Origin of the sequence: Nocardiopsis gilva YIM 90087, assembly GCF_002263495.1 — a bacterium.
GTDB lineage: Bacteria > Actinomycetota > Actinomycetes > Streptosporangiales > Streptosporangiaceae > Nocardiopsis_C > Nocardiopsis_C gilva.
Genome location: NZ_CP022753.1, coordinates 4,678,088 through 4,694,678 on the forward strand (window position 1 = coordinate 4,678,088; position 16,591 = coordinate 4,694,678).

General features: G+C 72.8%; 15 protein-coding genes and 2 pseudogenes. 5 read left to right on the forward strand and 12 right to left on the reverse strand.

Features of this window, described 5'->3' with window-relative positions:
• Nucleotides 1-27: 27 nt before the first annotated feature.
• The 3 genes from CDO52_RS20925 to CDO52_RS20935 all read left to right on the forward strand — a co-directional run bounded on the left by CDO52_RS20925 (nt 28) and on the right by CDO52_RS20935 (nt 3,632).
• The gene (locus CDO52_RS20925) at nt 28-954 is read left to right on the forward strand and encodes a carbohydrate ABC transporter permease (RefSeq protein ID WP_017619675.1); all 927 of its coding nucleotides are present in this window, start codon (nt 28-30) and stop codon (nt 952-954) included.
• A gap of 86 nt (nt 955-1,040) precedes the next feature.
• The gene (locus CDO52_RS20930; RefSeq protein WP_094932864.1) at nt 1,041-2,468 is read left to right on the forward strand and encodes a GH1 family beta-glucosidase; all 1,428 of its coding nucleotides are present in this window, start codon (nt 1,041-1,043) and stop codon (nt 2,466-2,468) included.
• Nucleotides 2,469-2,573: 105 nt separating this feature from the next.
• A complete protein-coding gene (locus CDO52_RS20935) occupies nt 2,574-3,632 on the forward strand; it encodes a LacI family DNA-binding transcriptional regulator (RefSeq protein WP_094932629.1) in 1,059 nt (352 codons plus the stop codon).
• Between the two features lie 56 nt (nt 3,633-3,688).
• On the opposite strand, the gene CDO52_RS20940 is transcribed toward CDO52_RS20935, so the two are convergent.
• The 7 genes from CDO52_RS20940 to dapB form a co-directional block, all read right to left on the reverse strand.
• A complete protein-coding gene (locus CDO52_RS20940) occupies nt 3,689-4,450 on the reverse strand; it encodes an urease accessory protein UreD (protein ID WP_152471699.1) in 762 nt (253 codons plus the stop codon).
• Nucleotides 4,447-5,214, reverse strand: a complete 768-nt coding sequence (gene ureG, locus CDO52_RS20945; protein ID WP_017619680.1) for an urease accessory protein UreG — start codon at nt 5,212-5,214, stop codon at nt 4,447-4,449. The genes CDO52_RS20940 and ureG overlap by 4 nt, the downstream gene beginning before the upstream one ends.
• Nucleotides 5,207-6,031 carry an urease accessory protein UreF gene (locus CDO52_RS20950; protein WP_017619681.1) on the reverse strand — a complete coding sequence of 275 codons (825 nt, stop codon included), beginning with the start codon at nt 6,029-6,031 and terminating at the stop codon, nt 5,207-5,209. Before CDO52_RS20950 ends, ureG begins: the two co-directional genes overlap by 8 nt.
• Nucleotides 6,032-6,047: 16 nt before the next feature.
• Complete coding sequence (locus CDO52_RS20955) at nt 6,048-7,748, reverse strand: urease subunit alpha (protein WP_094932630.1); 1,701 nt, start codon at nt 7,746-7,748, stop codon at nt 6,048-6,050.
• The gene (gene ureB / locus CDO52_RS20960; RefSeq protein WP_017619684.1) at nt 7,745-8,092 is read right to left on the reverse strand and encodes an urease subunit beta; all 348 of its coding nucleotides are present in this window, start codon (nt 8,090-8,092) and stop codon (nt 7,745-7,747) included. The genes CDO52_RS20955 and ureB overlap by 4 nt, the downstream gene beginning before the upstream one ends.
• Nucleotides 8,089-8,391, reverse strand: coding sequence for an urease subunit gamma (locus CDO52_RS20965; protein ID WP_017619685.1), 303 nt, complete (start codon nt 8,389-8,391; stop codon nt 8,089-8,091). The genes ureB and CDO52_RS20965 overlap by 4 nt, the downstream gene beginning before the upstream one ends.
• Nucleotides 8,392-8,625: 234 nt before the next feature.
• A complete protein-coding gene (dapB, locus tag CDO52_RS20970) occupies nt 8,626-9,366 on the reverse strand; it encodes a 4-hydroxy-tetrahydrodipicolinate reductase (protein WP_152471700.1) in 741 nt (246 codons plus the stop codon).
• 92 nt (nt 9,367-9,458) lie between these two features.
• Here dapB and CDO52_RS20975 point away from each other — a divergent pair, with 92 nt between their 5' ends.
• Nucleotides 9,459-10,241, forward strand: coding sequence for a VIT1/CCC1 transporter family protein (locus tag CDO52_RS20975; protein ID WP_017619687.1), 783 nt, complete (start codon nt 9,459-9,461; stop codon nt 10,239-10,241).
• Nucleotides 10,242-10,298: 57 nt separating this feature from the next.
• Here CDO52_RS20975 and CDO52_RS20980 read toward each other — a convergent pair whose 3' ends face one another.
• Genes CDO52_RS20980 through CDO52_RS20990 form a run of 3 tightly spaced genes read right to left on the reverse strand, consistent with a single transcriptional unit; the run spans nt 10,299 to nt 13,389 of the window.
• Nucleotides 10,299-11,747: an FGGY-family carbohydrate kinase gene (locus CDO52_RS20980; RefSeq protein WP_017619688.1), complete on the reverse strand. Its 1,449-nt coding sequence runs from the start codon at nt 11,745-11,747 to the stop codon at nt 10,299-10,301.
• 5 nt (nt 11,748-11,752) lie between these two features.
• Nucleotides 11,753-12,811 (reverse strand): 2-hydroxyacid dehydrogenase, encoded by a 1,059-nt coding sequence (locus CDO52_RS20985; RefSeq protein ID WP_017619689.1) that lies wholly within the window; start codon nt 12,809-12,811, stop codon nt 11,753-11,755.
• 23 nt (nt 12,812-12,834) lie between these two features.
• A complete protein-coding gene (locus CDO52_RS20990; protein WP_017619690.1) occupies nt 12,835-13,389 on the reverse strand; it encodes a ribose-5-phosphate isomerase in 555 nt (184 codons plus the stop codon).
• A gap of 320 nt (nt 13,390-13,709) precedes the next feature.
• Here CDO52_RS20990 and CDO52_RS28895 point away from each other — a divergent pair.
• A pseudogene (locus CDO52_RS28895) lies at nt 13,710-14,117 on the forward strand (IS110 family transposase); the annotation flags it as partial.
• On the opposite strand, the pseudogene CDO52_RS21000 reads toward CDO52_RS28895, so the two are convergent.
• A pseudogene (locus tag CDO52_RS21000) lies at nt 14,107-15,866 on the reverse strand (dihydroxyacetone kinase family protein). The pseudogenes CDO52_RS28895 and CDO52_RS21000 sit on opposite strands and share 11 nt — an antisense overlap.
• The gene (locus CDO52_RS21005) at nt 15,863-16,552 is read right to left on the reverse strand and encodes an HAD family hydrolase (protein ID WP_017619692.1); all 690 of its coding nucleotides are present in this window, start codon (nt 16,550-16,552) and stop codon (nt 15,863-15,865) included. Before CDO52_RS21005 ends, CDO52_RS21000 begins: the two are co-directional and overlap by 4 nt.
• Nucleotides 16,553-16,591 lie beyond the last annotated feature (39 nt).

Genomic DNA, 16,591 nt, shown 5'->3' on the forward strand with positions numbered 1-16,591 from the left:
GTCACGGCGGAGATGGAGATGACGCCCATGCCTGTGTCCTCGGACGCGCCCCGGCTGCGCCCGGCTCGCGGCTGCACGCCCGTCCGGCCGTTCCGGCCCTTCCAGCGGCACCCCGCCCACGACGGCGCTTCGCGCCGCGAGGTCGGCCCGCTCACCTACCTCGCGCTGACCCTCGCCGTCCTCTTCTCCGCGTTCCCGCTGTACTGGATGTTCGTGGTCGCCACGCGCGGCAACGCGGCGATCGCCCAGCGGCCGCCCGCCATCGCTCCCGGCGGCGAGTTCGCCGAGAACGTGGTGCGCACCCTGGAGAACCCGCAGGCCAACTTCGCGCTGGGCCTGGTGAACTCCGCCATCGTGGCCTCGGTCACCGCGGTGTCCGTGGTGCTCTTCTGCTCCCTCGCGGGGTTCGCCCTGGCCAAGCTTCGGTTCACCGGCCGCAACGCGATCACCCTCGGCGTCGTCCTCACGATGATGGTGCCGGTGCAGATGGCCGTCGTCCCGATGCTGATCATGATGGACGCGTTCGACTGGCGGGGCGATCTCAAGGCGGTCATCGTGCCGTTCATGGTCACCGGGTTCGGCGTGTTCATGATGCGGCAGTACGCCCTGCAGGGGGTGCCCACCGAACTGCTGGAGGCGGCCAGGATCGACGGCTGCTCGATGTTCCGGGCGTTCTGGAGCGTGGTGCTGCCCGCGCTGCGCCCGCCCATGGTCGTGCTCGGCCTGCTGACCTTCATGCAGAACTGGAACGAGTTCATCTGGCCGATCGCCGTACTCGGCCCTGACAATCCCACGGTGCAGGTGTCGATCCACCAACTCAACAGCGGCTACACCACCGACTTCGCGCTGATGTTCACCGGTGCGGCCTTCGCGACCCTGCCCCTACTGCTGGTTTTCGTCCTGTTCGGCCGCCGTCTCATCGGCGGCATCATGGAAGGTGCGGTCAAAGGGTGACTTCCCGCTACTCTCTCTCCTCTCGCTCCTCGCTCGTGGTCACGCCCCCTGTTCCGGAACCGCCGGAGCCGGAGGCGTCCCGCGAGGTGCGCTTCCCCGCCGACTTCGCGTGGGGCGCCGCCACAGCCGCGTTCCAGATCGAGGGTGCCACCCGGGCCGACGGGCGGGGCGTGAGCATCTGGGACACGTTCGCGGCGACGCCCGGGCGTGTCCTCGGCGGCGACACCGGGGAACCGGCGGCGAACCACTACCGGCGCTACGCCGAGGACGTGGCGCTGCTCCGCTCCCTGGGGATCGGCAACTACCGGTTCTCCCTCGCCTGGCCCCGCATTCAGCCGGACGGGACCGGGCCGGGCAACCCGGCGGGCCTCGACTTCTACGACAGGCTCGTCGACGAGCTGCTCGCCGCGGGGATCGAGCCGTGGCCGACGCTCTACCACTGGGACCTGCCCCAGCCACTCGAGGACGCCGGTGGCTGGCCCGCCCGGGACACCGCTCTGCGGTTCGCCGAGTACGCCGCCATCGCCCACCGGCGGCTGGGGGACCGGGTGCGCACCTGGTGCACCATCAACGAACCGTGGGTCGTGGCCTTCCTCGGCTACGCCTCCGGGGAGCACGCCCCGGGACGCCGTGAGCCCGCGTCCGCCCTCGCGGCCACGCACCACCTGATGCTCGGCCACGGGCTGGCTGCCGCGGCGATTCGGGGCCAGGGAGCCACAACGACCGGTACACGGCCGGGCACGCCCGCGGTGGGGATCGTGCTCAACGCCCAACCGATCCGGCCACACGAAGGTTCCGTGGCCGACCTGGACGCGGCGCGCCGCGTCGACGGCGTGCGCAACCGGATCTTCCTCGATCCGCTGTACCACGGCCGCTACCCCGACGACGTCCGGGCCGACCTCGCCGACGTCTCGGACTTCGCCTTCGTACGGGACGGGGACCTGACCACCATCGCCGCGCCGCTGGACTTCCTCGGGATCAACTACTACAGCCCGGCGAGCGTGACGGGGGCCGCCGGGAAGGTCGATCCCGAGCTGCTGGAACCGGCGGGCGACGGCCCCTCCCGCCTGGTGGGGTGCGAGGACGTCGGCGTCCTGCGCGGGGCGGAACCCCGCACCGACCAGGACTGGGAAATCGACGCCACCGGCCTGACCGAGCTGCTCCTCCGACTGGCGGTGGACTACCCCGGGACGCCGTTGTACGTGACCGAGAACGGGGCCTCCTACCGGGACGAGGTCGCCGACGACGGCGCCGTTCACGATCCCCGGCGGGCCTCCTATCTCGACCAGCACGTGCGCGCCACCCACGCCGCCCTCACGGCAGGCGCGCCCGTCAAGGGGTACTTCGTGTGGTCCCTGCTGGACAACTTCGAGTGGGCCTACGGCTACAGCGAGCGGTTCGGGATCATCCACGTCGACTACGACACCCAGCGCAGGACCGTCAAGGACAGCGGCCGGTGGTACGGCCGTCTGGCCGCGACCGGTGCCGTGCCCCCGCTCGCTGGGTCCGACTGACAGGGGGGGCACAGGACACGACGAACAGACCCCTGGTGTGCGCGAAGATGGAAGAGGGCGCGTCTGAGAAGTCCACCGGCGCGCGAGGTGAGGACTGGGGGCGAGATGAGGGGCCGACGACGGCCGACGCTGGAGATGGTCGCCGAGCGCGCGGGTGTCGGGCGCGGAACGGTGTCCCGCGTCATCAACGGCTCCGCAAGCGTCAGCGAGCTGACCAGGCGGGCCGTGCTGCAGGCGGTGGCGGATCTGGGTTACGTGCCCAACCAGGCCGCGCGCACCCTGGTCACCCGGCGCACCGACACTGTGGCGCTGGTGGCCTCCGAGCCGCACGAGCGGGTCTTCGCCGAGCCGTTCTTCGCGCAGGTCGTCAAGGGCATCAGCGGGGTGCTGAACGAGCGCGGCCTCCAGCTGCTGCTGAGCATGGTCGCCTCAGGAGCGGAGCAGGAGCGGGCGAGCCAGTACCTGACGCGGGACCACGTGGACGGGGTGCTGCTCGTCTCCGAACACCGGGACGATCCGCTCTCGGCGCGGCTGGCCGAGTCGGGGGTGCCGTGCGTGCACGGCGGCCGCCCGTTGGGCCGGGCGCGGGAACGTCTCAGCTACGTCGACATCGACAACGTCGGCGGCGGGTACATGGCCACGCGGCACCTGCTGGCGAGTGGCCGCCATGCCGTCGCGACGATCACCGGGCCGCAGGACATGGTGGCCGGCGTGGAGCGGCTGCGCGGTTACGAACGGGCCCTCCGCGAGACCGGCCACCAGCCCGTCCCGGAGCGGATCGCGACCGGCGACTTCAGCTACGACGGCGGCGCGCGGGCGATGCGCGAGCTGCTACGTACGGCCCCCGACCTGGACGGGGTCTTCGTCGCCTCGGACCTGATGGCGATGGCGGCGCTGCGCGTCCTGCGTGATGCCGGTCGAACCGTTCCCGGCGACGTGGCCGTGGTCGGCTATGACGACATCCCCTTCGCGCTGCACGCGGATCCCCCGCTGACCACGGTGCACCAGCCCGCCGAGCAGATGGGGCAGGAGATGGCGCGGCTCCTCGTCGACCGAATCTCGCAGACCACCGGCCGCCACTCGGCCAACGGCTCCCCCGAGGAGGTCGCGGAGGAGGCGGCAGTGGTCCTCGACACCCACCTGGTTGTGCGGGATACCGCCTGAGGCGTGGCTCGCGCATTCCGGAAGGGAGCGGGGTTCTGGCGAAAAGGTAAGGATCGCTAAGACACCGCTTCCGACCACGATTTCCATACCGGGTCCAGGATCCGGTCCGCCTCGTAGGCGTGGTGGGTGACAGACCGGTACAGGGCACCCGGCCCTGCGAGGTCCAGGCGGGCCGGGGCCGGTTCGCCCGGTGGGGTGCGGCCGAAGAGGGCGACCTGGCTGACGACGCGGGCGTGGCCCAGGATGCCGGGGAGTTCGCGGGTGGCGGGGTCGCGGAGGTCGAGGTCCTCCACGAGCAGCTCGTGCCCGTCGTGGGTCACATGGGTCATGGACCGCAGGGCGCCGCCGTGTTCGTGGGTGCGGCCCAGCACGAGGGTTTCGTGCCACAGCAGCTCGGCTCCCGCAGCGAGGTCGGCGCGGACCTCGCGGTGGACGTCGGCGCCGTCGGAGAGAACGAAGGGCTGCTCGCGCCAGTGCAGGACGGCGCCCTCCCCCAGGGTCACCTCGGCGCGCCAGGACGCCGTGCCGCCGCGGGCGTTGTAGGCGAGGGTGCCGTTGGGGTCGACCAGGTCGACCCGCGCGCCGGGGCCGACCTCGACACGGAGGACGAAGTCGTCCCCGGCGCACAACGACGCGCGCACGCCGGCCAGGGCGATCTTGACGCCCGGACCGCGCGATGCCATGGGGCGCGGAGAGATGAAGGTGCCCTGTTCCAGCACTCGCGCCCGGGACCGGCCGTCCACCGTGTCCACGACGATGCGGGCCGGGTGGTGGATCGACACGTGGTCGTGCGCCGCGTCGAGGGTCATCGAACTCATGTGTGGGCGTGCTCCGGCGCGTGATCGTGCTCGTGGTCATGGCCGTGTCCATGACCATGCTCGTCCTCGGGACCGTGGCTGTGCGGCGCCATCGGGCCGGGGTCCTGCGGGATGTGCTCGCCCGAGCGGTGGGCGTTCAGGACCGTGCGGACCCAGTCGCACAGCTGGGCGACCGAGGCCGGGTCATGCTGGGAGAGACCCAGCACCGCGCGGCCGTCCCGGGCCTTGGCGGCGTCGGCGACCATCCGCTCGGCGTCCACGTTCACGTACGGCGCCAGATCGACCTTGTTGACCACGAGCAGGTCGGCGCGGCCGATGCCGGGACCGCCCTTGCGCGCCACGTCGCCGCCGCCCGCGACGTCGAGGCAGAAGATCTGCGCGTCGATGAGGGCCGGGCTGAACGTGGCGGTGAGGTTGTCGCCGCCGCTCTCCACCAGCACCAGGTCCAGCGGGGCGAACTCCTCCTCCATGTCCTCCACAGCGTCGAGGTTGGCGGTGATGTCGTCGCGGATGGCGGTGTGCGGGCACGCCCCCGTCTCCACGGCGTGGATGCGCTCGGTGGGCAGCACCCCGGCCGAGCGGAGGAAGCGGGCGTCCTCGTCGGTGTAGATGTCGTTGGTGACGACGGCCATCGACAGCTCACCCGACAGCTCCCGGCACAGGGTGGCGATCAGTGAGCTCTTGCCGGTGCCCACGGGTCCGGCGACCCCCAGGCGCAGGGTGCGGCGCGTCTCGCTCTCCGAAGCGGTGCTCTGGTCAGGCATGGAAAAGTCTCCTTGTCGAATGTGCGTGTGCTCCGGCCCACTGGTCGATCAGCGGGGCGGAGCAGGCGGGCAGCCGGTCGGCGCCGGTGACCGCCAATGCGGCGGCGACGCTTTCTTCGAGGGCGTCGTGGACGTCGAGGACCCACTCGACGGCCGTGGCCGGGTCGCCGGGCAGCAGCTTGAGCGCGGCCGAGGTGACGGTCTGCGCGTCGTCGTACAGGACGGCACGGGCGACCTGCTCCTCGCACATGTCCAGCGCGGCGCCCAGGACGCCGAGGACCACCGGCCGCATCGGGCGCAGCCCCGGCGTGGGCGCGGAGGCCGAGGGCAGCGCGAGCACGGCCGGGTGGTCGCCGCGCAGGCGGCGTGCCAGGCGGGCGAGGCCGCGTCCGAGCGAGGCCGAGGCCTCGCGCAGCGGGGCGCTGGGCGTCCGTGCGGCCAGTGCCGCCTGGACCGGGCCGTAGTCGATGGCGGAACCGTCGGGTGTGCCGCCACCGTTGCCACCGACACAGCCGCTGGCGTCTCCCGCTGCGGTTTCGGCGTCCCCCTGGGCCTCCCGCGCCGTGCGCAGGACCAGAACGGCCGCGGCCGCCTCGGTGCGGGCGACGGTCCGCAGGCGCGCCTCGATGTAGGCGGGCACGCCCTTGGCGTCCAGCCCCGCCGCGACCGCGCCCTCCAGGGTGGCCGAGTGGGCGTGACCTCCGGTGGGCAGCCGCGCGTCGGCCAGCAGCAGCGCGCCGAGCGCGCCCATACCGGCCCCGGCGGCCGTCGCGGCGGCCGCTCCCGGTCCCCCTGTGCTCGGCTCGGCCTCGGTCATGCGTGCGGTCCGGTCATTAGAAGAGGCTGTACCGCTGGGCCAACGGCACCTCGGTCGCGGGTTTGGCAGCGGCCTGCTCGCCGTCGATCGTGACGACGAAGGTCTCCGGGTCCACCTCGATGTCCGGCAGGGCGGTGTTGTTCGGCAGGTCGGTCTTGCGCACGTCGCGCGTGGGCCGGACACCGGCCAGGCGGCGGCGCAGGCCGAGGCGCTCGGCCAGGCCGTCGTCGAGCGCCTTCGGGGACACGAAGCTGACCGACAGGTCGGCCGCGGCCCTGTTGACCAGCCCGGGCCGGAGCAGCACCGGCTGGTTGGTGGGGATCGACGCGTTGGGGTCGCCCAGAGGCGCGTAGACCGCCCCGCCGCCCTTGACCACGATCGCCGGGCGGATCCCGAACAACGCCGGGTCCCACAGCACCAGGTCGGCCATCTTCCCGGGCTCCACCGACCCGACCTCGTGGTCGATGCCGTGCGCGACCGCCGGGCAGATCGTGTACTTGGCGACGTACCGCCGCGCGCGCTCGTTGTCGGCGGGCAGCCGGGAGTCGGTGCCCCGCTGCTCCTTCATCACATGCGCCAGCTGCCACGTCCGGCAGATGACCTCGCCGATCCTCCCCATCGCCAGCGCGTCCGACCCGATGATCGACAGCGCGCCGATGTCGTGCAGGATGCCCTCGGCCGCCATGGTGGTCTCCCGGATGCGGGAGTCGGCGAACTGGATGTCGGCCTCGATGGCGGGGTTGAGGTGGTGGCACACCATCAGCATGTCGAGGTGCTCGGCGTGCGTGTTGACGGTGAACGGCAGTGTCGGGTTGGTGGAGGCCGGGAGCACGTTGGGACGGGCGGCGACGGTGATGATGTCGGGCGCGTGCCCGCCCCCGGCGCCCTCGGTGTGGAAGGTGTGGATGCTGCGGCCGCCGATGGCGTCGATGGTGTGCTGCACGTAGCCGGACTCGTTGAGGCTGTCGGCGTGCACCGCGATCTGCAGCCCCCACGCGTCGGCCCCCTTGAGGGCGGCGTCGATGGCGGCCGGGGTGCTCCCCCAGTCCTCGTGCACCTTGTACGCCCCGGCACCGGCGAGCGCCTGCTCGCCCAACGCCTCGGCGCTGACGGTGTTGCCCTTGCCGAACAGGATGAGGTTGAGCGGCACGTCGTCGAGGGCCCGGTGCACCGTGCTGATGTTCCACGGTCCCGGCGTCACGGTCGTGGCCTTGGACCCCTCGGCCGGGCCGGTCCCCCCGCCGACGATGGTGGTGATGCCCGTGGCGGCGGCCTCGTACAGCGCGTCGGTGGTGATCAGGTGGACGTGGCTGTCGATGCCACCGGCCGTGAGGATGCGCCCCTCACCGGCGATGACCTCGGTACTCGGCCCGATCACCAGGTCGGGGTGGACGCCATCGGCGGTGTCGGGGTTCCCGGCCTTGCCGACGGCGGTGATGCGGCCGTCGCGCACGCCGACGTCGGCGCGGACGATCCCCCAGTGGTCCAGGATGACGGCGTTGGTGATGACGAGGTCGAGCGCGCCACCCGCGCGGGGCACGGTGGACTGCAGCATCGACTCCCGGATGGACTTGCCTCCGCCGAAGACGGCCTCGTCACCGCCGAAGCAGTGGTCGTGCTCGACTTCGATCCAGAGGTCGGTGTCGCCCAGCCGTACCTGGTCGCCGACGGTGGGACCGAACCGGTGCGCGTACTCGTCGCGGTCGATGCGGCTCAACGGGTCTCCTCCCCCTCCTTCGCGGGGGCGCCCGTGGCGATCTCCGCTTCGGTCTTGTCGCGCTGGATGCCGGGGACGCGACCGGTGCCGCCGAACGGGACGATCGCGACCTCCTTCGCGTCGCCGGGCAGGAACCGGATGGATCCCCCTGCGGGAATGTCGAGGTGGTGGCCGCGCGCGGCGGCGCGGTCCAGTTCCAGGGCCGGATTGGCATCAGGCAGGTGCAGGTGCGAGCCCACCTGGATCGGCCGGTCCCCCGTGTTGGTCACGATGACGGTGCGGACGGGTTTGCCCGCGTTGAGCTCCAGTTCACCGCCTGGGGTGCGGATCTGGCCGGGGATCACTGGATCGGCTCCGTGATCGAGACCATCTTCCGGCCGTCCGGGAAGGTCGCCTCCACCTGGACGCTGTCGATCATCTCGGCCACGCCCGCCATGACGTCGGAACGGTGGAGCACCTTGCGCCCGTCGACCATGAGGCTCTCCACGGTCGACCCCTCGCGTGCGCGCTCGATCACCCAGCACGAGAGCAGGGCGGTGGCTTCGGGGTAGTTGAGCTTGATACCGCGGTCCAGGCGGTCACGCGCGACCATTCCGGCCACGCTGAGCAGTAACTTCTCCGTGTCGGACGGAGTCAAATACATTCGTCGCCTCCTCCAGCGCGATTCGACCGCACCGTGTGCACATGGTCTCCGACGCCAGAAAAGCACCGTTTCCCACGTGTTACGGCAAGATTAAACCTGTTTGTCGTACTCGCTCCACTGGGGTGGCGGAAGGGCCGTGTGAGTGAAGTGACCACGGAAAACAATGGTGACGGCCCCGAGTTCGGAGCCGCCACCATTGGTGAAGAACTGACGAGTCGTGCCGACCGCCGCGGGTCACAGGCCGAGCAGCGGCTCCAACCCCACGGTTAGCTGTTCGGGCAGGTCGCCCACGGACCGCACGCCCAGCAGCACGCCCGGCATGAACGACTCGCGGTTCATCGAGTCGTGCCGGATCGTCAGCGTCTCGCCGTGCGTGCCGAAGACGACCTCCTGGTGGGCGATCATGCCCTGGATGCGCAGCGCGTGCACCCGCACCCCGCCGACCTCGGCGCCGCGGGCGCCGTCAATCTCGGAGGTGGTGGCGTCCGGCATCGGCTCGGTCCCGGCGTTGGCGCGCGCCTGGGAGATCAGCTCGGCCGTGCGGTAGGCCGTGCCGCTCGGCGCGTCCGCCTTGTTCGGGTGGTGCAGCTCGATGATCTCCGTGGAGTCGAAGTACGGTGCCGCCTTCGCCGCGAAGTTCATCATCAGCACGGCCGCGATCCCGAAGTTGGGCGCGATGAGCACGTTCACACCCGGGTGCTGGGCCAGGATGTCGCGCAGCTCGGCCGTCTTGGCGTCGTCGAACCCGCTGGTGCCGACCACGGCGTGGATCCCGTTGGCGGCCAGCCAGCGCAGATTGTCCATGACGACGTCGGGATGGGTGAAGTCCACGACGACGTCGGCGCCGCGCACCTTCTCCCGCTCATCCGCCGCATCGATACCGGCCACCAGCTCGGTGTCCGCGGCCCCCTGGACCGCCTTGACGACTTCGGACCCCATGCGCCCGTGGGCGCCGAACACTCCTACCTTGATCACGGGGACGAGCGTACCGGAGCCACTGCGACCGGCTGACGTGGGATCATGGGTCCCAGGGCCTCGATCAACGCGCTGGCGGGAGGCGAGACGCGATGGATGGCACGGGGGACGCCGAGAACTTCGGGTCCGGGAGGGCGAACGGGTCCGACGGGTCCGACCGATCCGACCACCCGGGGCACCGGGAACCGCACCACGCGAGCATGAACGCCCGGCTCAACTGGCTGCGGGCCGGGGTGCTGGGCGGGAACGACGGCATCGTCTCCACCGCGTCCCTGGTCATCGGGGTCGCCGGTGCGACAGCGAACAGCACGGCCATCCTCATCGCGGGCGTCGCCGGGATGTTCGCCGGTGCCCTTTCCATGGCGGCCGGCGAGTACGTGTCGGTGAGCACCCAGCGCGACACCGAGGTGGCGGCGCTGTCGCGGGAGCGCCGGGAGCTCGCCGAGGAGCCCGACGAGGAACTCGACGAACTGGCCGACATGTACCGGGACCGCGGCCTGAGCCCCGGCCTGGCCCGGAAGGTGGCCGTCGAACTCACCGCGCACGACGCGCTGCGGGCGCACGCGGAGGTGGAGCTGCGCCTCGACTCCGGTGAACTGACCAACCCGTGGGTGGCCGCGACGGCCAGCTTCCTGGCCTTCACCGTGGGCGCGCTGATCCCGCTGCTGTTCATCACGCTGAGCCCCGCGGAGTGGCGCGTCCCCACCACCTTCGTGGCGGTCGCCTGCGCGACCGCCGCCACCGGCGCGATCAGCGCCCGCCTCGGCCGGGCCCCCGCCGGACGCGCCGCCGTGCGCTCCGTGCTCGGCGGCGCGGTCGCGATGGCCGTGACCTTCGGGATCGGCTCGCTGGTCGGCACCACGACCGGCCTGTGACCCCTCTCCCCTCTCCCGAAGGGCCGCCCTCCTCCCGGCGCGACACGTACCCGGTCGTCAGACCGTCCAGCGTCCGCGCACCTCCGCCAGTGCCGACCGGTACTCCGTGTAGGCGTTCTGGTAGAACTCCGCCTCCTGCGGACGGAACGCGACCGTCGTGGCCGCCTCCAGCCAGCGTTCCTCGTCGACGGGGTCCCCCAGGGCCCGCGCGGCGACCATTACCGCGCCGCGCGTCCCCACCCCCGGCTCATGGGGGATGGTGATCGGACGCCCCAGCACGTCGGCGAAGATCTGCGTCCACTCCGGCGAGCGCATCCCGCCCCCGCACGCGTACAGGGCGCCGTCGAGCCCCGCCTCCTCCAGGCAGTGCCGGGCTGCATAGGCCACCGACTCGCACAGCGCCCGCACCACGTCCGCGCGGCCGCTCGTCAGGCTCAGCCCGGTGAAGCGGGCGCGTGCCGCCGCGTCCACGAACGGCGCGCGCTCCCCCGACTCCGCGAGGAACGGCAGTGCCCGCACCCCGCCCGCGCCGGGCCCCGACTCCGCGAGCATCGCGTCGGTGTCCTCCACGCGCGCCCCGAGCAGCTTGCAGGCCCACTCCAGGCCCGCGGTGCCCACCATCGCCGCCATCGCCCGCAGGTACTCGTCGCGGCGCGGGGTGGCCAGCAGCATCCCGGCCGGTTCGGAGTCGCGGTCGAACTCGGGCCCCTGGCGCAGCACCTCGCAGGCCAGGGTGGTGCCGACGATCAGCACACCGTCGCCCGGTCGGCGCACGCCCGCGCCGATCGCGCAGGCCGGCATGTCGAACGGCCCCGCGGTGACCGGAAGCCCCTCGGGCAGGCCCAGCAGGCGCGCGCCCTCGGCGTCCAGGCGGAGCACCGTCCCCGGGGCTGCCGGTTCGGCCAGTAGGCCGCGGCGGTGGGACAGCCCGCACGCCTCGATGGCGGAGTCGTCGTACCGACGGGTCTCGGGGTTGAGGAAGGGCAGCGAGGCGTCGGAGACGTCCACCGCGACCGTCCCGGTGAGCCGCTGGGCGACGGCGTCGACGCAGTACCCCGCGACAGCGGCCCGGTCCAGTGCCTCGGGTTCCTCCGCGTCCAGGTGCGCCAGGAGTGCCGCCGCGCAGCCGGGGAAGAGGCCCGAGCCGGTGCGGCGGAAGACCTCCTCGGCCACGCCGTCGCTCTGCCACTTGGCGACCAGGGAGGCGGCCCGGCCATCGAGCCAGGAGATGGCAGGGCGCACCGGCCGCCCCTGCTCGTCGCGCAGCCAGAGCCCGTCGCCCTGTCCGGTCAGCGCAAGGGCGGTGACCGGGGCGTCCACCCCGGCGGCGACCTCGCGGACGACCTGGGCGACCGTACCCAGGACCTCCTCCAGGTCCTGCTCGACGCGCCCGCCGGGCAGGCTGCGCAGCTCGGTGGCGGCGCCCGCGTTGGCGATCGCCGCGCCGTCGCGGTCGAACACGACCGCCTTCGTCAGCGACGTCCCGATGTCCACACCGATGATCATGGCGGCTACCGGTCGAGAACGGCGGGGTTGGCGAGGAAGGCCAGGGCTTCGCCCCGGTCGTACCGCCCCACTTCGGCGGCGACGATATGCGCGGCGCGCTCCGCCGTCTGGCGGCTGGCCCCGGCCAGGTGCGGGGTGGCGATGACGTTGGGCGCGTCGCGCAGGGCCCAGTCGGCGGGCGGTGGTTCGACGTCGTAGACGTCGAGCGCGAGGGCGCCGAGACGCCCGGAGCGCAGCGCTTCGGGCAGGGGCGCGTAGTCCATCAGCCCGCCCCGCGCGGTGTTGACGAGGACGGCGCCCTCCGGCATCAGCGCCAGCCGGTCGGCGTCGATGAGGTGGCGCGTCTGCTCGGTGAGCCGGGCGTGCAGGCTCACCACGGCGCTGCGTCGCAGCAGGTCCTCCAGTTCCACGGGCTCCGCGCCGTCGTCGGTGATCCGCGCGGGGTTCGCGAACGGGTCGGAGACCAGGACCCGGGCACCGAAGGCGACGAGGACGCGGGCGACGCGGGAGCCGATCGCGCCGTAGCCGACCAGACCGACGGTGGTGCCGTCGAGTTCGACACCCGCGTTGGCGTAGGCGTAGTAGTCGCCGCGCCAGGTTCCGGCCAGCAGTTCGGCGGAGGAGGTGGCGATCCGCCGCATCGCCGCCAGGATCATCCCGACCGCGAACTCGGCCGCCGCGGCGGCGTTGCGCCCGGGGGCGTAGGTGACGGCGACCCCGGCGGCGGTCGCAGCGTCCAGGTCGACGTTGACCGGGCCGCCCCGGCACACCGCGACCAGGCGCAGGTGGGGCGCGGCGGTGAACACCTTCTCCGTGAAGGGGGCCATCTGGGTGACGGCGACCTCGGCGTCCGCGATCGCCTCGATCATCCGCTCCTCGGTGCCGCTGGCCTCCTGCACGTTGCCGACCGGACCGAAGGGCTCGATCGGCCAGGGCAGGCCCAGCTCGGTGAACTCGGGGTCGCCCGGACCGCCGGGGACCGTACCGAGTTCCTGCCGGACCGCGCCGGTGAGCAGCCCGGTCCCGACGAATTCATCTCCCGCAGCCAGAATGCGCAAGGTCATCCCTCTCTTGCCATCAACGGTAGTCAGGCGCGGCCGACGCCGGCCGCCCGGCCCGCACGGTCACGGTCGTCCTGACCGGTGGTGTGGGGGTAGTGGGTGGTTTCGTAGGCGGTGATACAGGCGACCTTCGCGGCGCTGGGCGACGCCTCGTCGAAGGTGTAGCCGAGCCACTCGGTCAGGATCTTCTCCGCCGCCTCGGGGCCGATGACGCGCGCCCCGAAGGTGATGATCTGGCAGTTGTTGGACTTGATCGAGCGCTCGGCGGAGTAGGAGTCGTGGGCGACCGTCGCGCGGATGCCCGGCACCTTGTTGGCGGAGATCGCGACGCCGATGCCGGTACCGCAGACCAGCACGCCCCGGTCGGCCTCGCCGCGGGCGATCAGCTCGGCGGCGGCCACGGCCGGGACGGGGTAGGCGCTGTCGTCGGAGGCGTCGGCCACGCCGACGTCGGTGACCTCGGCGACGCGGGCGTCGGCGCGCATCAGGTCGCGCAGCCGGTTCTTGAGGTCGACGCCCGCGTTGTCGGCGGCGACGACGATGCGCAGCGCCCCGTTCCGGACGCCGGTTGCCTCGCTCATCAGAATTCCTCCGTGAATACGCCCGTTGTCAGGCAGGGGTGGGAACGGATTCCCGCGGGGCAGGGCAGGTGACGGCGCGTGGCCGCGGGGCGCGGTGCCGCCCGCCCGACGGCCCGCGCGAGTACGCGGTGGAGTGCTCCGGCGGGAGTGCCGGCTCGGCCATGTCGGCCGGTCCAGCCGTGGGGCCGGTTCGATGTCGGGCCGGTGGCCTCGGCGTACGACCTGTGGGCGGTATCCCGGGCCGCGCCGTTGGTGCGGCGCGGCGGCCGTCGATCACGCAGCGGGCTCGACCCGCGAGGGGTGGATCCTCCTGCTTCGGCAGGGAACGACGTCATGCCGAGGTGATCCAGGGTCTGCCCGGCATGGGTCCCAGGCTCAGCGCCGAGTTCATCGCCGCGACCGGCGGCGAGATGGCCGTGTTCGGCACCGCCGACCGATTGGCGGCCTTCGCGGGGCTGGCTCCCGCACCGCGTGACTCCGGACGGGTGAGCGGCAACCTGCGACGACCGCGCCGGTTCAACCGGGGCCTGTTGCCGGTGTTCTACCTGTCGGCGCTGGCCAGCCTCACGTGCTGTCCCGGGTCGAGGGCGTTCTACCGGCGCAAGCGATCCGAGGGCCAGGGGCACAAGCAGGCCCTGCTGGCGTTGGCCCGTCGCCGCGCCAACGTGCTGTGGGCGATGATCCGTGACGGAGCGTGCTACCAAGCCACACCACCGGTCATGGCTGCGGCTGGACATCAGCATTGGGAAGCTCCTTGTCGGTCAGAGCCTGCTGGGCGGTCTCGGCCACGGCGCCGACCAGCAGAGCGAACGAGGTCGCCCCCGGGTCGGGGTGGCCCTTGCTCCGGGCGGCCAGGCGGGCGGCGCGCCCCTTGGCGGGGGTCAGGTGGGCGGTGGCGAGGGCGGCCAGGACGGCCTGCTCGGCGGCCTCGGCCCAGCAGGCGGCGGCTTCGGCGCGGCCCGCGAGGGCGTCGGCCTCGGCCGCGCACGCGCGCAGCCGGGCGCGGAACGGCTCGATCGCGTCGAGCATGGTCTTGTCCCCGGGCGGGCGCCGCCCAGGTCGACGAAAGCGCGGACGGCGCCGTCGACGGCGTCGGCCAGGACGGCGGGGGTGATGTCCCCGGCGTCGATGCCGCGCAGGCCCGCGCCGGTCTCGGCGAGCAGCACCCCGTACAGCGCGCCGGAGGCGCCCCCGGCCACGTCGGCGAAGGCGGTTCCGGCCGCGAGCAGCGCTCCGGAGACTCCGTCGCCCGCTTTCTCGGCGCTCCGCGCGGCGGCGACGGCGGCGCGGAGGCCGCGCGTCATGCCCAGGCCGTGGTCGCCATCGGCGGCGACCGCGTCGAGGCGGCCGAGCTCGTCCTCGTTCTCCTCCAGGCGGAGCATGGCGGCGGTCAGCGCATGGTCGACCGGTCCGGCGACGGGAACCTCACCGGGCCGCTCCAGACCGGCGTCGTCGGTGCGCACGGGCTCGACTGGCCCCAGGTCGGCGCCGGTGCCGCGGTAGCCGGGGGTGTCGCAGGGGGCCGCGTACAGTTCGGCCAGCTCGTCGTCGAGCACCATGACCGAAAGCGACAGCCCGGCCATGTCCAGGGAGGTGACGAACTCGCCGACCTCGGTGTGGACGGGGGTGAGCCCCGCGCCCGAAAGCCGTTCGTGGATGCGGCCGAAGACGACGAACATCTCCTCGTACTTGGTCCGGCCCAGCCCGTTGACCAGGACGGCGACGCGCCCGCTGGCCGGCAGTTCGGGCAGCAGGCCGTCGACGAGCTCGTCGGCGAGGCGCGCGGGGTCGAGGCGGCCGACGGTGCGCACCCCGGGCTCCCCGTGGATGCCCAGCCCCAGCTCCATGGCGTCGTCGGCGACGGTGAACAGGGGCTCGCGGGCGCCGGGGAGGGTGCAGCCGCCGAAGGCGACCCCGAACGTGCGGGTGGCGGCGTTGGCCTTGACGGCGGCGGCGTACACGCCGTCGAGGTCGTCGCCGCGCTCGGCCGCTGCCCCGGCGACCTTGAAGACGAGGAAGTCTCCGGCCACGCCGCGTCTGCGCTCCGGCGCCTCGGCCGGGCCGCTGGCGATGTCGTCGGTGACGAGGATGGTGCGGCTGTCGATGCCCTCGGCGGCCAGGCGGCGGGCGGCCAGCCCGAAGTGCAGGACGTCGCCCTGGTAGTTGCCGTATCCGAAGAGCACTCCGCCGCCGTTGTCGGCCGCGCGGGCGGTGCGGTAGACCTGCTCGGCGCTGGGGCTGGTGAAGACGTCGCCGACGACGGCGCCGTCGGCCAGGCCGGGGCCGACCAGCCCGGCGAAGGACGGGTAGTGGCCGCAGCCGCCGCCGATGACCACGGCCACCTTGCCGGGTCGGGGCGGGCGCCGGACCACGACGCCGTAGGCTCCGGGCACCTTGCGCACGGTGCGGCCGTAGGCGGTGGCGAACCCGTCGAGCCAGTCGCGTTTGAAGGTGGTGGCCGTTCCCAGGACGGTCATCGCCGCGCTCCTTCCGGTTGGCGCTCGCCGCCGAGGTGGGCCAGGAGCAGCGCGCGGGCGTCGTCGTTGCTCGCGGCGATGTCCGTGGCCAGCGCGAGGGCGTCGGGCTTGGGCGGGTAGGTCGGGTTGGGCAGGGCGACCACGGTCAGTCCCGCAGCCGCGGCGGCGCGGATGCCGTTGCTGGAGTCCTCCACGGCGAGGCATTCGGCACCGGTGCGGCCGAGGCGTGACGCCGCCTCCATGTAGACGTCGGGGCTGGGCTTGCCGCGGGCGACCTCGGCGCTGGAGACCGTGGTGGTGAAGGCGGCGTTGAGGCCGTGGGCGGCCAGTACGGCGTCGATGACCGGGCGCGCGGCCGAGGAGGCCAGCGCGATGGGCACGCGCGCCGCGACGTCGCGGACCATGGCGGCCGCTCCGTCGAGCAGGGGCGCCTGGCCTTCGCGCACGGCGGTGATCATCCCGTCGACGACGGCGCGCTCGGCGTGCTCGGCCTGGTCGGGGACCCCGCTGCGCGCGGCAAGGTAGGCGGCCCATTCGGGGGCGCTCTTGCCCTGGCAGGCCGCGGTGTCCTCCGCGCTCCAGGTGGCGCCGTGGTCCGCCGCGTAGGCGGCCCAGTTCTTCTCCCAGAGGTGTTCGCTCTCGACCAGGACGCCGTCCATGTCGAACACCACTGCGGCGAGTGTCATCTGCAATGTAGCCCCTCTCACATTCTCACTGCGAACTTA

Bases quoted from the DNA above. Each gene is read 5' to 3' on its own strand.
- CDO52_RS20925 (WP_017619675.1), top strand. From the start codon at position 28: ATGCCTGTGTCCTCGGACGCGCCCCGGCTGCGCCCGGCTCGCGGCTGC.
- CDO52_RS20935 (WP_094932629.1), top strand. From the start codon at position 2,574: ATGAGGGGCCGACGACGGCCGACGCTGGAGATGGTCGCCGAGCGCGCG.
- CDO52_RS20940 (WP_152471699.1), bottom strand. From the start codon at position 4,450: ATGAGTTCGATGACCCTCGACGCGGCGCACGACCACGTGTCGATCCAC.
- ureG (WP_017619680.1), bottom strand. From the start codon at position 5,214: ATGCCTGACCAGAGCACCGCTTCGGAGAGCGAGACGCGCCGCACCCTG.
- CDO52_RS20950 (WP_017619681.1), bottom strand. From the start codon at position 6,031: ATGACCGAGGCCGAGCCGAGCACAGGGGGACCGGGAGCGGCCGCCGCG.
- CDO52_RS20965 (WP_017619685.1), bottom strand. From the start codon at position 8,391: ATGTATTTGACTCCGTCCGACACGGAGAAGTTACTGCTCAGCGTGGCC.
- CDO52_RS20975 (WP_017619687.1), top strand. From the start codon at position 9,459: ATGGATGGCACGGGGGACGCCGAGAACTTCGGGTCCGGGAGGGCGAAC.
- CDO52_RS20980 (WP_017619688.1), bottom strand. From the start codon at position 11,747: ATGATCATCGGTGTGGACATCGGGACGTCGCTGACGAAGGCGGTCGTG.
- CDO52_RS20985 (WP_017619689.1), bottom strand. From the start codon at position 12,811: ATGACCTTGCGCATTCTGGCTGCGGGAGATGAATTCGTCGGGACCGGG.
- CDO52_RS20990 (WP_017619690.1), bottom strand. From the start codon at position 13,389: ATGAGCGAGGCAACCGGCGTCCGGAACGGGGCGCTGCGCATCGTCGTC.
- CDO52_RS21005 (WP_017619692.1), bottom strand. From the start codon at position 16,552: ATGACACTCGCCGCAGTGGTGTTCGACATGGACGGCGTCCTGGTCGAG.